The organism is Stakelama saccharophila (assembly GCF_032229225.1).
Classification (GTDB): domain Bacteria; phylum Pseudomonadota; class Alphaproteobacteria; order Sphingomonadales; family Sphingomonadaceae; genus Sphingomonas; species Sphingomonas saccharophila.
In genome coordinates, this window is record NZ_CP135076.1 from 2,649,210 (window position 1) to 2,664,320 (window position 15,111).

Here is a 15,111-nt window from a genome sequence, read left to right on the forward strand (position 1 = left end):
GATCATTTCTTCCGCGCCGCCTCGGCCAGTTCGTGGTTGCGGTCGCGCGACGCGGTCAGCGTCTTCACCATCAGCTTCTTCAGCGCGTCGTCATCGTCGAGCACGTTCATGCCCTCACGCGTGGAGCCGCCCGGACTGGCGACGCGGTCGGCGAGCGTGCCCGGCGTGTCGTCGCTCTCCGCGGCCATTGCCGACGTACCCTCGACCGTCGCGGTCGCCAGCCGGCGCGCCTGGTCGGCGGGCAGGCCCAATTCCGCGCCCGCCGCGGCGATCGCATCGATGAACCGAAAAACGAAGCCGGGGCCGCAGCCCGACAGCGCCGTCACCGTGTCGAACAGTCGTTCCTCGGGAATCCATTCGACCAGGCCGAGCGAATCCATCAGCGCCGTCGCCGCCTTGCCCTGCTCACCGTCCGGATCGGTTCCGTAGAGCGCGACCACGCCCTTGCCCAGGCCGACGGGCAGGTTCGGCATGACCCGCACCACCGCCTCCGCCTCGAACCGGTCGGCGAGCGCCGCGACATCGACGCCGGCCAGGATCGACAGCAGCAGCTTCACGCCCTTGATCCGCGGCGCGAGCGAGCCCGCGACATCGTCCAGCATCTGCGGCTTCACACCCAGCATCACGCAATCGGGCATCCCCTGTTCGGGGGGCGACGACAGATGCCGCACGCCTTCGGGAATCTTGGGCTGGCCGGGATCGATGACCGTCACCTGGTCGGCGGCGACATCGCCGCTCGTGACCCATTGGCTGAGCATCGCGCCCGCCATGTTGCCACAGCCGATCAACCAGATAGTTCGCGGAATGCCGTTGCTCATGCTTCTCCCTGCGTGTCGATAAGTGCCGATGCCAACGCTTCGCTCGGGCTCTTGCCGCCCCACAGGACGAACTGGAACACCGGGTAGAAGCGCTCGCATTCATCAATCGCCGACTCGACGAGCAGTTCCGTCTGCGGCAGCGTCAGCGTGCCGCCATCCGCATTCTCGATCATCGCGGCGTGGCGGAACAGCACGATGCCGCTCGACGACCACAGCTCGAAATGGCCGATCCAAAGCTGCTCGTTGATCAGGCCGATCGCTTCATAGACGGACGCGCGGCGATCCTCGGTGACACGGATGTCCGGGAACGCCAGGAACTGCAGCACGCTGTCGTCCTCGCGCCAGATCGCGCGAAGTTCATATTCCACCCAGCTTCCCTTCACGCGGGCGACGATCTCGTCCTCCTCGCGCGCATGGGTCCAGCCATGGGCGTTGAAATAGCTTTCGAGCATGTCGATCGGCGCCGCTTCGGCGTCGCGGTCGAACTGCGCTTCGTCGAGCATGTAGGTTCCTCCTGCCCGGCGGAATTGCCGGCTCATGGGGTGCCAATCGCCGCGTCCGGGCACACGCCTGGTCGGCCGACTTTAGCAAAAATCTTCGGAAAGGCGATGCCTTACGCGGCCGGACCAGCGCCGTCCGTGCCTTTCGCCGCCTTTTCCAGCGTTTCGACGCGCGCCCTCAATGCCTCGGCCTCGTCGCGCGCAGCCGCCGCCATTTCCTTCACCGCCTCGAATTCCTCGCGGCTGACGAAGTCGAGCCCGCCGATCCATTCGCGGGCACGCTCCCGTGCCGCGCTCTCGCCCTCGCGCGCCATGCCGGCGACCGTGCCGGCGGCACCGTTCACGAACTTCACGAAATCATCGAATACGCGGTTTTCGGACTGCATCTTGGTTCTCCGTTCACAGCGCAATCTGGGTTGTCGGAGCGGGGATCACAAGGTCGCCCGCATTCGGGTTCAGCGCGTGGATTTCTAACAGAATGATGCCCGCATAGCTGACCCACACCATATAGGGAACCAGCAGCCACGCCGCGAGCGGCCGCACGCGGGCGAACGCGAAGGCCATGGCGATCACGAGCAGAAGCAGGATCGCCAGCAGCAGGATCGACGGGACGACCGCGTGCGCGCCGAAGAACAACGGCATCCAGGCGAGGTTCGCCGCCATCTGCACCGCGAACAGCGCGATACCGACGCCGCGGCCGCGGGCCCGCCGCGCATTGACGATCAGCGCGAGCGCCAGTCCGATGAGGATGTAGATCGTGGTCCACGCCACTGGGAACAGCCAGGCCGGCGGGGTCGCGTCCGGCTTGGCCAGCGCCGAGTACCACCGACTATCCGCGCCGACCGGCACCAGCGATGCCGACAGGAAGCCGAGCAGCAGGATCGCCGGCATGATGACCAGGATCCAACGGACGAGCGACATGCGCAATTGGCCGCGCGACGCGATTTCTCTCAAATTCTCGACCTTTCCCAGTCGATGTTCCCCGATGGCGGTCCTACCGCCGGGGGCGCCCTCCGGCAATCCATGGCTGGGTCAGGCGGGTGTCCCGTTCCGAGCCGATACGAGAAATTCGATATTGCCCTCCGGCCCGGTGATCGGGCTCTGCGTCACGCCCGCGACCGCCCAGCCCCGCTGATCCAACCAGTCCGTCACCTCGTCGCAAACGCGCGCATGTACCGCCGCGTCGCGTACCACCCCGCCCTTGCCGACCTCCTGTCGCCCCGCCTCGAACTGCGGCTTGATCAGCGCCACCAGATGCGCGCCCGGCGCGGCGAAGCGCATCGGCGCTTTCAGCACCTTGGCCAATCCGATGAAGCTGGCATCGCACACGATCCAGTCGACGGGTTCCGGAATATGGTCGGCCGTCAGCAGCCGCGCGCTGGTCTGTTCGTGCACCACCACCCGCTCGTCCTGCCGCAATTTCCAGGCAAGCTGATTGGTGCCGCTGTCGACGGCATAGACCCGCGCGGCGCCGCGCTGCAGCAGCACGTCGGTAAAGCCCCCCGTCGACGACCCCACGTCGATCGCGACCGCGCCCGCCGGATCCAGCCCGAAATGATCGAGCGCATGCGCCAGCTTGATGCCGCCGCGCGAAACCCAGGGATGGTCGCGCCCGCGCACCTCCAGCGCGGCGTCGACGCCAAGTTGCTGCCCCGCCTTCGCCACCTTCGTCTCGCCGGAAAAGACGACGCCCGCCATGATAAGCGCCTGCGCCCGGGTCCGGCTCTCCACCAGACCACGTTCGACGAGCATCTGGTCGACACGCTGCTTGGCCATCGGCGCTCAGGCGCGTGCGCCCTCGACCTTGCCGCTGGCGTTCCAGCGCAGCGCCTTCAACACCGTTTCCACCATATGCTGCGCGTTCAGACCGGCTTCCTCATACTGCTTTTCCGGCTTGTCCTGGTCCTGAAATCGGTCCGGGAGGCGCATGGTCCTGAGCTTCAGCCCGGCGTCGATCAGCCCCGCATCACTCGCCATGGTCAGCACATGCGCGCCCAACCCGCCGATCGCCGCTTCCTCGACCGTCACCGCGACCTCATGCGTGGTCAGGAGCTTGCGGATCAGTTCCTCGTCGAGCGGCTTGGCAAAGCGCAAGTCGGCTACCGTAGTCGACAGTCCCCTGGCCTCGAGCTGGTCGGCCGCCTTCAGCGCCTCGGCAAGGCGCGTGCCGAGCGACAGGATCGCGACCTTCTTGCCTTCACGCACGATCCGGCCCTTGCCGATCTGGAGCCGCTCGGGCGTTTCGGGCAACGCCACGCCGGTGCCTTCGCCGCGCGGATAGCGCACCGCGATCGGCCCCGTGTCGTGCTCGGCCGCCGTATGCACCATGTGCACCAGCTCGGCCTCGTCCGCCGCCGCCATCACGACGAAATTGGGCAGGGTCGCGAGGTAGGTCACGTCGAAGCTCCCCGCATGGGTCGCGCCGTCGGCGCCCACCAGCCCCGCCCGATCGATGGCGAAGCGTACCGGCAGATTCTGGATCGCGACATCGTGCACGACCTGGTCATAGGCGCGCTGGAGGAAGGTCGAATAGATCGCACAGAACGGCCGCATCCCCTGCGCCGCCAATCCGGCCGCGAAGGTCACTGCATGCTGCTCGGCAATGCCGACGTCGAACGTGCGGTCGGGGAATCCCTTCTCGAACTTGTCCAGGCCGGTGCCACCCGGCATTGCAGCCGTGATCGCGCAGATGCGTTCGTCGCGCTCCGCCTCGGCGATCAGCGCCTTGGCAAAGACGTTGGTATAGCTCGGCGGTCCCGGCGGCCCCTTGGCCTGTGCACCGGTAATGACGTCGAATTTCTTCACGCCGTGATATTTGTCGGCGGCATTCTCCGCCGGGGCGTAGCCCTTGCCCTTCTTGGTGACGACATGGACGAGGATCGGCCCCTGCTCGGCGTCCCGGACATTTTCCAGAACCGGGATCAGATGCTCCAGATTATGCCCGTCGACCGGTCCGACATAATAGAAGCCCAGTTCCTCGAACAACGTGCCGCCGGTCACCATGCCGCGCGTATATTCCTCGGCCTTGCCGGCGGCCTTGTGCATGCGCGGCGACAGCTTGCGCGTCACCCGCTTGGCGAAATTGCGCAGCCCCAGATACTCGCTCGACGACACCACGCGGGCGAGATAGGCCGACAGGCCGCCCACCGGCGGCGCGATCGACATGTCGTTGTCGTTCAGGATGACGATCAGCCGGTTTCCGGCCTGTTCGGCATTGTTCATCGCCTCATACGCCATGCCGGCCGACATGGCGCCGTCGCCGATCACCGCGATCGCCTTTTCCGGCCGGCCCGACAGCTTGTTGGCGATGGCGAACCCCAGCGAGGCCGAGATCGAGGTCGAGCTGTGTGCCGCGCCGAAGGGATCGTATTCGCTCTCGCTCCGCTTGGTGAAGCCGGACAGGCCGCCGCCCTGACGCAGCGTTCGGATGCGGTCGCGCCGCCCCGTCAGGATCTTGTGCGGATAGCATTGGTGGCCGACGTCCCAGACCAGCCGGTCGTGCGGCGTATTGAATACATAATGGATGGCCGTCGTCAGTTCGACGACGCCGAGGCCGGAGCCGAGATGACCGCCGGTTTCGCCGACCGCGGAAATGACTTCCTCGCGCAATTCATCCGATAATTGACGAAGTTGGCTCGGCTTCAGCGTGCGGAGATCGTCGGGGGTCCGGACCGTGTCGAGCAACGGCGTAGCGGGATGGTCAGCCATGGCGCATGGTTAGCCCAGCTTCGCGAACGTGTCGATTGTTACCACCTTTCGGCACACGGGCGCTCAGGTGCAATCGGCGCATATCCCGCGGACCTCGATCACCGGGCGCTTGGGCGTGAAGCCGGCCTTCCACGCGGCGGCGCGAACGTCCTGCGTCACGACGTCGTCGTCGATATGGGTCGTGCGGCCACACACGTCGCACACCAGAAAGATGCAATCGTGCAGGCAATCCGGATGGGCGTTGGCGATATAGGCGTTTTCGCTTTCCACCCGCCGCGCGAGGTTCGACTGCACGAACAGGTCGAGAATGCGATAGACGCTGTTGGCGGCGACCCGGCGCCCCTGCAGGTTCGATACCGATTCGGCCACGTCATAGGCAGAGGCCGGGCGATCGAAGCCCGCAAGCGCGGTGAACACGCTTTCGCGCATCGCGGTCCATTGTTCGCCGGATCGTTTCAGCGTTTCCTGCGCGGCGTGGGTCAACGCCTCGCCCTCATGCTCGCGATGCACATGCTGTTCCATGACAGTAATCTAGGCGTGCGCCACCGGAGCGGCAAGCGCCTCAGCCCTGGCGGGCGCGACGGTTCAGCACATGGCCGACAGCCAGGCAGCATACGCCGACCATCGTGAGGGCAGCCTCCGGCGCGCCGTGCGGCATCGACAGAGCCAACGCCATCAAGACGAGACCACAGGCCCCCAGCAGCAGCGGCTGCCACCGCCCATGCGCCACGACGCCCCTGCCCAAGGCAACCGCGCCCAACGCGATGGCGAGCAGGAGGCCGATTTCGTGGATGCGCGGATCGAGCAACGCTCCGGCCGACGCCAATACCGCGAGCAGCACCACGCTCGCGACGCAGTGCACCAGGCAAAGCCCGCTGAGCGCGATCGCCGCATTGTCGAACCGCGGTTCGATCCGCCGCCAGAACCGTACGAGGGGAGCATCGCTCGTCATGGCAACCACATAGCCCCAAAGGCTTCACGTTACAATATATCATTGTCGATACCCGCCGCGCGGTTGCCGGAAGGATTCGATCTGGCCTTGCTCGCTCGGGCTGGCTACACCGCCGGCGTGTCCGATCCGATACGCAGCCCCTCCTCCGCCCGCCCCGGCCAGATCGCGACCTGGCTGTTCGCCGTCGCCGGGCTGATCGTGGCGATGGTGGTCGTCGGCGGCATTACCCGGCTGACCGAATCCGGCCTTTCGATCACCGAATGGGATCCGATCAGCGGCATCATCCCGCCACTGACGCATGCGCAGTGGCTGGCCGAGTTCGAACATTACAAGCGCATCCCGGAATATCAGCAGCTCAACCGGGGCATGACGCTGGCGGGGTTCAAGGCGATATTCTTCTGGGAATATTTCCACCGGCTGCTCGGGCGGCTGATCGGCTTCGCCTTCGCCATTCCGCTCGTCTGGTTTGCGATTCGGCGCCGGATTCCGGAGGGTTATGGCTGGCGGCTGACAGCGTTGCTCGCGCTCGGTGGGCTGCAGGGCGCGATCGGCTGGTGGATGGTGGCCTCCGGCCTCGTCCATCGTACCGACGTCAGCCACTTTCGGCTGGCGACCCACCTCTTGACCGCGCTGTTCATCCTGGCGGGCATCGTCTGGACCGCGCTCGACCTGCGCGCGCTGAGCCGCGATCCCGGCGCCCGCCCCGCGCGACTGACCCCGACGGGTGCGACGACTGGCATCGTCCTGGCGATCCAGTTGATGCTCGGCGCGTTCGTGGCAGGGCTGAACGCCGGGCTGGTAACCGACGAGTGGCCGTTGATGAACGGGCGATTCTTTCCCGCCGACGAACTCGCGAACCAGAGTTTCCTGCACGCCTTCTTCAACGATCCCTATGTGGTCCATTTCTTTCACCGCTGGTGGGCCTGGGTGGCGGTGGCCGCACTGATCGTCCTCGCGCGGCGCGCCCGCCGGGCGGGTGTCCGCGCCGCCTCCGTCGCGATCCATATCGCCTTCGGCACGCAAATCCTGCTCGGCATCGCGACGGTCATGGCCCATGTGCCGATCTGGCTGGCGGCCCTGCACCAACTCACCGGCGCGCTGCTGGTCGTCGCGACGACCTGGGGGGCGCACGTTCTGGGGAGACGACCCGCATGAGCGATATCGCGCTCGTTTACACCACCTTTCCCGACGCCGACAGCGCACAGGCCGTCGCGCAGCGCATGATCGAGGACAATTTCGCCGCCTGCGCCAACGTCATGGCGGGCTGCGTGTCCATCTACCGGTGGGAGGAAGGCGTCGCCCAGGATGTGGAGACGCCCGTCCTGTTCAAAACCGCCACCGACCGCGCCGAGGCGTTGCGCGACGAGATCGTGCAGCTTCATCCCTACGATCTTCCGGTCATCGAGATCTGGCCCGCAGCCGTCATGCGGCCGGTGGCGGAATGGGTCGATGAATCCGTTCGCGATTAGCCTGGCCGCGCCCGCGCTGCTCGCCTCGAACGCACCGCAGCAGCAACCCGTTTTCGCCCCGCCCGTGAACCGGCCGCTGCGCTACGCCACGAAGCAGACGCGTACGGACGGCGCGGTGACGCGCATGTTCCGTATCGAGCGCACGCTCGTCTTTCACCGCGCGACGGACGGTTACGTTGCCGAGTTGACCATCGATCGGGTCGACAGCGATACCGGCGATCCCACCGGGGCACTATTTGAGACGGGCATGGCGGCGTTCCTCGGGCGGACCCTGCGGTTTCATCTCGATGCCGCCGGCACCGTCACGCGCATCGAAGACCAAGATGCACTCTGGAGCGTGTTCGCCGACGCGCTGGCCGAACAAATGGGGCGAAAAGCAACGGCGAAGGCGCAGGCCAAAATCCTCCGAGGATTGAAAGCAATGCCGGAAAGCCGACGGCGCGTCGTGCTCGGCTCCATGCTGCAGGCCGCCGTCCGACCCGATATCGTCGTCGAGGGCGTCGAGCCCGTGCATGCCGTCAGGCGCAAGGCCCGCCCCCCTTTCGGGCATGGTGAAATGCTCGACGGGACCGCGCGTTCCTGGCGCATGCCGGGCGGCATCCTTCGACGCGACAGCAACGTTTCAGGCGACATCAGCGTACCGGGATCGGCGGATCGGACAGCCCATCTCGTCCAGAAGCGATCCCTGAAGGTCGACCCACGAAGCGGGCTGCTGCGCGAAAGCCGCAAGGTCTTGCGGCTCTCGCTCGGCGACGTTCGACAGGTGCACGTTACGGAAACCCGCCTCGGGCCCGCTCCGTCAGGCGCCGGTCAGGCCGAAGGTATCGAGCAGCAGCTTGACGTTCAGAACGACGATCAGAAACGCAATGGCCCAGGCGAGGCCACGCAGCCATAGCGGTGATACCAGCCCGCCCATCTTGGCCCGGTCCGACGTGAACTGAACGAGCGGTATCACTGCGAAGGGAAGCTGCATCGACAGGATGACCTGGCTCAGCACCAGCAGGCGTGCGGTGCCGGTTTCCCCGTACAGTGCGGCAACGATCACCGCAGGCACGATGGCGATGCCGCGGGTAATGAGCCGCCGCAACCAGGGCGGCAGCCGGATACGCAGGAACCCCTCCATCACCACCTGACCGGCAAGCGTGGCGGTGACGGTGGAATTCTGGCCGGACGCGAGCAGCGCCACGGCGAACAGCGTACTCGCCGCCGCCGCGCCGAGCGTCGGCGTAAGCAGTGCGTGGGCGTCCTGGATCTCGGCGATATCCGTCCGCCCGATCGTATGGAACGCGGCCGCGGCAAGGATCAGGATCGCCGCATTGACGAACAAGGCAAGCATCAGTGCGACGGTGCTGTCCACGGTTGCGTATCGCGCGGCTTCCCGTTTTCCCGTTTCGCTCTCCTCGAATGCGCGGGTCTGCACCGTGGCGGAATGGAGATAGAGGTTGTGCGGCATCACGGTCGCCCCCAGAATGCCGATCGCGATATAGAGCATCGCGGGGTTGCCGACGATCTCGGCGCGCGGCACGAACCCGGCCAGCACCGCCGCCGCCTCCGGCTGCGCCACCAGCAATTCGTAGCCGAAGCAAAGCGCGATCACCGCCAGCAGCGCCATCACAAAGGCTTCGATCCGGCGGAACCCGCGCCGTTGCAGGGCAAGGATCAGGAATACGTCCAGCCCGGTGAGGCACACGCCCCAGACGAGGGGGAGGCCGAACAGAAGCTGCAGACCGATCGCGGTCCCGATCACCTCTGCCAGGTCGCAGGCGACGATTGCGATTTCACACAGAATCCAGAGGAGAAAGCTTACCGGCCGGTTGTAGGAATCGCGGCAGGCGGAGGCGAGATCCCTGCCCGTGGCGATGCCGAGCCGCGCCGCCAGAGCCTGAAGCACGATCGCCATGAGGTTGGAAAGCAGGATGACCGACAACAGGCTGTAGCCGAAGGCCGATCCCCCCGCGAGATCGGTCGCCCAATTGCCAGGGTCCATATAACCGACGGCAACCATGAAGCCCGGCCCGGTAAACGCCGCGAGCTTGCGCAATGGCTTTCCGGCTCCGGGCACGGCGATCGAACGGAACGCTTCCGGCAGCGACGGGGCGCCGCGCGACAGCCATCCACGGCCCGGCTTCGGATTACCGTTCCGATTGTTATCGGTGCTGGACATGAGATCCGGTCATCATCGGCGGCAACGCCTCGCCACGCTTCACGGTTTCGCTACGTCACGAAAATATAGCCACGGCTTATTCCGATGCAACATCGCCTTTGGAAAGCGTGCGGGTCAGAGCCGCCAGGGCGTCCAGCGTCCTGCCGCTGACATGATGTTCCATCCCCTCGGAATCCGCATTCGCGGTCGCTTCGTCGATGCCCAGCGCCCGCAGGAATTCATAGACGATCTGGTGCCGACGCCGGGAATCGCGCGCCATCGCCTCGCCCTGTTCGGTCAGGAAAATGGCGCGGTACGGCCTAGATTGGACCAGCCCCTCACGCCGGAGCCGCGCGACGATTTTGGACGCCGTCGCCTGGCTGACGCCCATATTGTCGGCGATGTCGGTAAGGCGGGCCTCTCCCGCCTCTTCGATCAGATCCCCGATCAGTTCGACATAATCCTCCGCCACTTCCGTCTGGTGCGCCTCGCGCGTCTTGCGAAATGCGGCCGCCCGGCGATTGCTGTTCGTGTCCATGAACACTGCCTCCACCCGCATCGCGGCGTCGTCAACATCGAGGCGCCGGTCGGCGCCGGCAAAGCGGGGTCAGTCCCTGCCCGGCGATCGTCATGGTATCATCATACCCGTCCGCTGACCCCCGGTTTCGCTTGACTTGGCCAAGGTGATCCGTCAGATGGCGCGCAACGTTGCCGCTCTGACCGGGCGGCACGATTCGTTTCAACCAGATAAGGTCAAGCACCATGAAGGCGCTGATGAAGACCACCAAGCCGGCCAAGCCGCACGAGGTGGAAAAGAAGTGGCACATCGTCGATGCCGACGGCCTGGTGGTCGGTCGCGCAGCGACGATCATCGCCAATGTCCTGCGCGGCAAGCACAAGCCGAGCTTCACCCCGCACGTCGATTGCGGTGACAATGTCATCGTCATCAACGCCGACAAGGTGAAGTTCACCGGCAAGAAATTGACCGACAAGGTCTATTACAAGCACACCGGCTATGCCGGCGGCATCAAGGAAACGACCCCGGCCAAGGTGCTGGAAGGCCGCTTTCCCGAGCGCGTGCTGGAAAAGGCCGTCGAGCGGATGATCCCGCGCGGTCCGCTGGGCCGCCAGCAGATGCGCAACCTACGCATCTATGCCGGTTCGGAGCATCCGCACGAAGCGCAGAATCCGGAAGTCCTCGATATCGCGGGCATGAACCGCAAGAACAAGGTGACCGCCTGATGTCCGACAATCGTCAGTCCCTTTCCGACCTCGGCAACCTGACCAAGGGCCAGGAGCAGGCGCCCGATGCGGCCGCCGCGCCCGAGGACATGGCCGCCGAGACCCCGGCCCAGCCGACCACGCCCCTGCGCGAGCAGGAGATCGACCAACATGGCCGCGCTTATGCGACCGGCCGCCGCAAGGACGCCGTCGCCCGCGTGTGGCTGAAGCCCGGCTCGGGCAAGATCACGATCAACGGCCGCGATCAGGCCGTCTATTTCGCGCGCCCCTCGCTGCGTCTCGTGATCAATCAGCCGTTCGACGTCACCGAGCGCCGCGGCCAGTACGACATCGTCTGCACCGTCAAGGGCGGCGGCCTGTCGGGTCAGGCCGGCGCGGTGAAGCACGGCATCAGCCAGGCGCTGACCCGCTATGAGCCGGCGCTGCGCGCGCCGGTCAAGGCGGCCGGCTTCCTCACCCGCGACAGCCGCGCGGTCGAGCGTAAGAAGTACGGCAAGGCCAAGGCCCGCCGCAGCTTCCAGTTCTCGAAGCGCTAAGCGACTCGGCACATCGCCATCACCAAGGAGGGCGGTCCGGCAACGGGCCGCCCTTTTTCGTGCGCGTCCGCCGTCATTGTGACATTGCCGCTACATTCGGCCCGCTTTCGTGCGGGGAAATATGTTGGCGAATCCAAGACGAGTTGAGGCTCGCGTGCGATGCTCGTAGTATCTGCGGAGTCGCAAATCGGGGGAAATCAATGAATTACCGGAATTTCGGCCAAAAGGTCCATGTTCGCCGCGCGCTGTTGCTGGCTTCTGCCTCCGTCTGTTTCGGGGCGGCGGGGACTGCACAGGCCCAGTCGTCCGACGTTGCCGGCCCTGTAGCCACGGCCGACACTTCGCAGATCGAGAGTCTCGATTTCGTTGGCGAGGCCACGCCCCAGCGCAAGTTCGAGTTGCCGGCTCTCAGGACGCCAGAACCTCAAAATCACTTCGGCCTTCCGACGCAAATTGCACCCGAACCGCAGATTGTGATTTCCAATCCCGATACTCCTGATACCGCTGTGGACGTGAACGACGTCACCGGCATCGGTCAGATGATCGTCGATGAACAAAACGGCTATATCGGCACCTGCACGGGCACGCTGATAAACCCGCGGACGGTAATTTTCGCGGCGCATTGCGTCAACGAAGCCGCTGCCACCGATTATGGTGCTGCTTCGGGCGGCAAGCCGATCGGCTTCGGCTTCGGCGTCAACAACAATGGCGAAACCCACGCATTCGGCAACTGGCTGTATGGCGGCTACGACACCGACGTTTCGGCGGCGATGTATAATGCCGACTATGTCGCGTACAATCCGGGTTCGCTCGAAGAAGATGCCGAAAGCTTCCTGTACAGCGACGTTGCCGTAGCGGGCCTCGACACGCCGGCTGCGGGCATTCCCACCTGGACGCTGCTTTTCTCCGCGCTTCCGGCTCCGGACGGTGAACCTACCGCTTCGGGCACGGGCTATCACGTCCAGATCCAGGGCTATGGCAACAACGGAACCGGCGAACAGGGCGTGACCGGGTCCGACTATCGCCGCCGCGCTGCCGAAAACATGCTCGGCGCGCTCACCAACCTGGACACGTTCGAATATTTTCTCGGCTCTCCCTCGAACGGCCTGTACCAGAATCTGTATTTTCTCGATTTCGACGATCCCCGTCGCGGTACGGCGGCGGCAAACCCATATGACGTCAACGCATTTCGCGACGACGCGACCCCGCATGAGGGCATAACGGCGTCCGGCGATTCGGGCGGTCCGCTGATCCTCGACGATACCTTCGACAAGCCGGTGGTCATCGGCGTGTTGTCGGGCGGGTATGCCCGCCTGTTCGGCGGGGCGTCTTACGGATACGGCGCGGTGAGCTTCTATCAGCCGCTCTATCTGTATTGGGACTGGATCGCGGCGAACAATCCGTACCATTATGTCAGTGCCAAAGAAGGCGACGGGGCTTGGAGCGACCCCGACCATTGGGTGACCGATCTCGATCCCGCCTATGCCGTGATCGACGAGAACGGTAACCTGGTGAACGGCATTCCGACCATTCCCGGCGAAGGCGTCAACGGAACTGACGGCCAGTTCGGCCAGATTTGCATCGAAGGCCCGCTGATCGGCGGCATTTCCGACTGTCTCGACGTCAGCACCGGCGACGAGACGGTGGTTTATCCGGCGGCCGGAACCGGCAGCCTCTCCAATGACAAGGGCACGGCTTCGACCGATTCGCTCCGCAGTTCGGACGAGGGCGAGGGAACCGCTCCGTCGCGAACCGCAGACGCGGCGGCAGACGCGCCTGCGCTCCCCAATCCGACATTGGCCAACGGCCTGCCGGGCGCGTCCGGCTTTGTACCGAACAACGCCGATGGCGACCGCACGACCGGAACGGCGCCCCGATATTTCGACGTCACCTTGTCCGCAGCGGGCACGACGACGCTGGACGAAACGGTCACCATCGACCGCTTTGCAATGGCGAATGCCGAAGCGGCGCTGGACATTCGTGCCGACGGTTCCCTCACCAGCCTGATGGATGTCACCCAATATTCGGGCATGATGCGCGTCGACGGCTCACTCACGACCGGCGGCGACTATTTCCTGATGACCGGTGGTCTGCAGGGCAGCGGCACGATCAACACGCCGTATTTCACCAGCATGGCCGGCGTCATCGCACCGGGCGGCGTCGGCACGACCGGTACGCTGGATTTCAACGGCAATGTGATCCTGGCCTCGATGAACAGCCTGATGATCGACCTGGGGAATGACGGCGATTCCGATCGCGTGGCGGTTCACACCACGATGACGGATGCCGACGGCACCCCGCTGGACGGCATGGCGAGCATCGACGGTCGGCTCGGCTTCACCGTTGCATCCGACTCGCGGCCGCGCGACGGCGACGTATATACCATCTTCACCGCCGAAGGCGGCTATGAGGGGGCGTTCGAGGCACCGCAGTCCATCAGCGCGATCCTGACGCCGGAACTCAGCTATTCCGACACCGCGGTAACGGTGGAACTCGAGGCCGGCAGTTATGCCGATGTCGTCAATCAGGGTTCGCCGGCGCAGAGTGCCTATGCCGGTCTGCTCGATCGGAATCGCGACAGTTACGATCGCTACGCCGATCTGTACGGCAATCTCGATCTCGCCTCCGCCGATGCCATCCGGGCTACGCTGGAATCCTATGCACCGCGCAATATCGCCCTGAAGGGCGCGCTCAGCACCGCTGCGGTCGACACGATGTCGACCTTCTTCCGCAATCGTCTGCGGCGCCTGGGTGACGGCGGCATGGGCGGGACGCTCGCCATGTACGGCCGGCCGATGGCAATCGCGTCCGCGGTTACTGCCAATCCGAATACGGCCATGCCGATGGGCGGTGGTGCGGGTGCCGGGGCGCAGCCGGAAACGATGGACGATGCCCTGCCCGGCAACATGAGTGCCTTTCTCGCCGCCGGCTATATCGACGGCAAGAGCCGGGGCATGCCGAGCATCAACGATTATGGCAGGGACGAATTCGAAGGCGCCTTTCTGTCCGGCGGTCTCGAAACGCGGTTCGACGACGGCGGAGTCGCCGGGATCGGCCTGAGCTATGCCGACATGGACGGCGACGTCGCCGGCCTGCCGCAAATCGCGAAGGGCGACCTGTACCAGGCCACGCTCTACGGCCTGACGCGCCTCGGCACGGCGCTGGTCCTGGACAGCCAATTGAGCGCCGGCATCTTCGATACCGGCACGCGGCGGACATTGTCGGGTGCGGGCGGCGACTATCGCCTTTCCGGTTCGGACAAGTCGCTGGTGCTGTCGGGTGAAGTCGGCATCGGCGCGCCGGTGTCGGTGGCCGAGTTCGACCTCACGCCGCGCGCCTCGATGCGGTTCAGCCATGTCGACTTCGACGCGACCGAGGAAAGTGGCGGCGGTCCGGCGCTGCGCTACGACCTCGGCGATTACGACAGCGTGCAGGGACGGCTCGGCGCGACCGCCGACACGATGCTCAGCGAGATCGGCGAGGCATTCTTGACCATGAACTATGTCCACGATTTCGATGAAAAACCCGTGCTGTTCGGTGCCAATTTCGCCGGAACGGACAGCTTCGGTGCGTTCTTCCCCCTGCCCGGCACCGATCAGGACTGGGCGGAACTGAGCGCCGGCGGCACCGTTCACGGCAAGGCGTTCGACTTCACCTTCGCCATCGACACCAGCCTGTGGCGCGACGATGTCAGCAACCAGACCTATCGCGGAACGGCGACGATCCACTTCTGATCCCGATCG

16 protein-coding genes are annotated in these 15,111 nt (G+C 65.3%); 6 read left to right on the forward strand and 10 right to left on the reverse strand.

Going from position 1 to position 15,111, the window contains the following annotated elements:
• Window positions 1-2: 2 nt before the first annotated feature.
• The 8 genes from proC to RPR59_RS12390 all read right to left on the reverse strand — a co-directional run bounded on the left by proC (window position 3) and on the right by RPR59_RS12390 (window position 5,978).
• Window positions 3-818 (reverse strand): pyrroline-5-carboxylate reductase, encoded by an 816-nt coding sequence (gene proC, locus RPR59_RS12355; RefSeq protein WP_313914482.1) that lies wholly within the window; start codon window positions 816-818, stop codon window positions 3-5.
• Window positions 815-1,321 (reverse strand): type III secretion system chaperone family protein, encoded by a 507-nt coding sequence (locus RPR59_RS12360; RefSeq protein ID WP_313914483.1) that lies wholly within the window; start codon window positions 1,319-1,321, stop codon window positions 815-817. The genes proC and RPR59_RS12360 overlap by 4 nt, the downstream gene beginning before the upstream one ends.
• 110 nt (window positions 1,322-1,431) lie before the next feature.
• Window positions 1,432-1,704 carry an accessory factor UbiK family protein gene (locus tag RPR59_RS12365; protein WP_313914485.1) on the reverse strand — a complete coding sequence of 91 codons (273 nt, stop codon included), beginning with the start codon at window positions 1,702-1,704 and terminating at the stop codon, window positions 1,432-1,434.
• 13 nt (window positions 1,705-1,717) lie between these two features.
• Window positions 1,718-2,239: a TspO/MBR family protein gene (locus RPR59_RS12370; RefSeq protein WP_313914487.1), complete on the reverse strand. Its 522-nt coding sequence runs from the start codon at window positions 2,237-2,239 to the stop codon at window positions 1,718-1,720.
• Window positions 2,240-2,350: 111 nt separating this feature from the next.
• On the reverse strand, window positions 2,351-3,094 hold the full coding sequence (locus RPR59_RS12375; protein ID WP_313914489.1) for a TlyA family RNA methyltransferase: 744 nt from the start codon (window positions 3,092-3,094) through the stop codon (window positions 2,351-2,353).
• 6 nt (window positions 3,095-3,100) lie between these two features.
• Window positions 3,101-5,026 carry a 1-deoxy-D-xylulose-5-phosphate synthase gene (gene dxs / locus RPR59_RS12380; RefSeq protein WP_313914491.1) on the reverse strand — a complete coding sequence of 642 codons (1,926 nt, stop codon included), beginning with the start codon at window positions 5,024-5,026 and terminating at the stop codon, window positions 3,101-3,103.
• 63 nt (window positions 5,027-5,089) lie between these two features.
• Window positions 5,090-5,548, reverse strand: coding sequence for a Fur family transcriptional regulator (locus RPR59_RS12385; RefSeq protein WP_313914493.1), 459 nt, complete (start codon window positions 5,546-5,548; stop codon window positions 5,090-5,092).
• A 40-nt stretch (window positions 5,549-5,588) separates the two neighbouring features.
• Window positions 5,589-5,978 (reverse strand): MerC domain-containing protein, encoded by a 390-nt coding sequence (locus tag RPR59_RS12390; RefSeq protein ID WP_313914497.1) that lies wholly within the window; start codon window positions 5,976-5,978, stop codon window positions 5,589-5,591.
• 117 nt (window positions 5,979-6,095) lie between these two features.
• Here RPR59_RS12390 and RPR59_RS12395 point away from each other — a divergent pair, with 117 nt between their 5' ends.
• From RPR59_RS12395 to RPR59_RS12405, 3 genes are read left to right on the forward strand one after another with little or no spacing between them, the layout of a single operon-like run.
• Entirely contained in the window at window positions 6,096-7,133 is a 1,038-nt protein-coding gene (locus RPR59_RS12395; protein WP_313914499.1) for a COX15/CtaA family protein, read from the forward strand.
• Window positions 7,130-7,447: a divalent-cation tolerance protein CutA gene (gene cutA, locus RPR59_RS12400; RefSeq protein ID WP_313914501.1), complete on the forward strand. Its 318-nt coding sequence runs from the start codon at window positions 7,130-7,132 to the stop codon at window positions 7,445-7,447. Before RPR59_RS12395 ends, cutA begins: the two co-directional genes overlap by 4 nt.
• Complete coding sequence (locus RPR59_RS12405; RefSeq protein ID WP_313914503.1) at window positions 7,428-8,342, forward strand: hypothetical protein; 915 nt, start codon at window positions 7,428-7,430, stop codon at window positions 8,340-8,342. The genes cutA and RPR59_RS12405 overlap by 20 nt, the downstream gene beginning before the upstream one ends.
• Here the strand turns inward: RPR59_RS12405 and RPR59_RS12410 are convergent.
• Window positions 8,247-9,611, reverse strand: a complete 1,365-nt coding sequence (locus tag RPR59_RS12410) for an Nramp family divalent metal transporter (protein WP_313914505.1) — start codon at window positions 9,609-9,611, stop codon at window positions 8,247-8,249. The two genes, RPR59_RS12405 and RPR59_RS12410, sit on opposite strands and share 96 nt — an antisense overlap.
• A gap of 76 nt (window positions 9,612-9,687) precedes the next feature.
• Complete coding sequence (gene mntR / locus RPR59_RS12415) at window positions 9,688-10,128, reverse strand: manganese-binding transcriptional regulator MntR (RefSeq protein WP_313914508.1); 441 nt, start codon at window positions 10,126-10,128, stop codon at window positions 9,688-9,690.
• A 224-nt stretch (window positions 10,129-10,352) separates the two neighbouring features.
• On the opposite strand from mntR, the gene rplM reads away from it, so the two are divergent.
• From rplM to RPR59_RS12430, 3 genes are all read left to right on the forward strand, one after another.
• Window positions 10,353-10,832, forward strand: a complete 480-nt coding sequence (rplM, locus tag RPR59_RS12420) for a 50S ribosomal protein L13 (protein WP_313914511.1) — start codon at window positions 10,353-10,355, stop codon at window positions 10,830-10,832.
• Window positions 10,832-11,368: a 30S ribosomal protein S9 gene (gene rpsI / locus RPR59_RS12425; protein ID WP_313914513.1), complete on the forward strand. Its 537-nt coding sequence runs from the start codon at window positions 10,832-10,834 to the stop codon at window positions 11,366-11,368. Before rplM ends, rpsI begins: the two co-directional genes overlap by 1 nt.
• Before the next feature lie 200 nt (window positions 11,369-11,568).
• Entirely contained in the window at window positions 11,569-15,102 is a 3,534-nt protein-coding gene (locus RPR59_RS12430; protein WP_313914514.1) for an autotransporter domain-containing protein, read from the forward strand.
• The last annotated feature ends 9 nt before the right edge of the window (window positions 15,103-15,111 follow it).

Coding starts and splice junctions, on each gene's coding strand:
- proC (WP_313914482.1), bottom strand. CDS start 818: ATGAGCAACGGCATTCCGCGAACTATCTGGTTGATCGGCTGTGGCAAC.
- RPR59_RS12360 (WP_313914483.1), bottom strand. CDS start 1,321: ATGCTCGACGAAGCGCAGTTCGACCGCGACGCCGAAGCGGCGCCGATC.
- RPR59_RS12365 (WP_313914485.1), bottom strand. CDS start 1,704: ATGCAGTCCGAAAACCGCGTATTCGATGATTTCGTGAAGTTCGTGAAC.
- RPR59_RS12370 (WP_313914487.1), bottom strand. CDS start 2,239: ATGTCGCTCGTCCGTTGGATCCTGGTCATCATGCCGGCGATCCTGCTG.
- RPR59_RS12375 (WP_313914489.1), bottom strand. CDS start 3,094: ATGGCCAAGCAGCGTGTCGACCAGATGCTCGTCGAACGTGGTCTGGTG.
- dxs (WP_313914491.1), bottom strand. CDS start 5,026: ATGGCTGACCATCCCGCTACGCCGTTGCTCGACACGGTCCGGACCCCC.
- RPR59_RS12385 (WP_313914493.1), bottom strand. CDS start 5,548: ATGGAACAGCATGTGCATCGCGAGCATGAGGGCGAGGCGTTGACCCAC.
- RPR59_RS12390 (WP_313914497.1), bottom strand. CDS start 5,978: ATGACGAGCGATGCTCCCCTCGTACGGTTCTGGCGGCGGATCGAACCG.
- cutA (WP_313914501.1), top strand. CDS start 7,130: ATGAGCGATATCGCGCTCGTTTACACCACCTTTCCCGACGCCGACAGC.
- RPR59_RS12405 (WP_313914503.1), top strand. CDS start 7,428: ATGAATCCGTTCGCGATTAGCCTGGCCGCGCCCGCGCTGCTCGCCTCG.
- RPR59_RS12410 (WP_313914505.1), bottom strand. CDS start 9,611: ATGTCCAGCACCGATAACAATCGGAACGGTAATCCGAAGCCGGGCCGT.
- mntR (WP_313914508.1), bottom strand. CDS start 10,128: ATGGACACGAACAGCAATCGCCGGGCGGCCGCATTTCGCAAGACGCGC.
- rplM (WP_313914511.1), top strand. CDS start 10,353: ATGAAGGCGCTGATGAAGACCACCAAGCCGGCCAAGCCGCACGAGGTG.
- rpsI (WP_313914513.1), top strand. CDS start 10,832: ATGTCCGACAATCGTCAGTCCCTTTCCGACCTCGGCAACCTGACCAAG.
- RPR59_RS12430 (WP_313914514.1), top strand. CDS start 11,569: ATGAATTACCGGAATTTCGGCCAAAAGGTCCATGTTCGCCGCGCGCTG.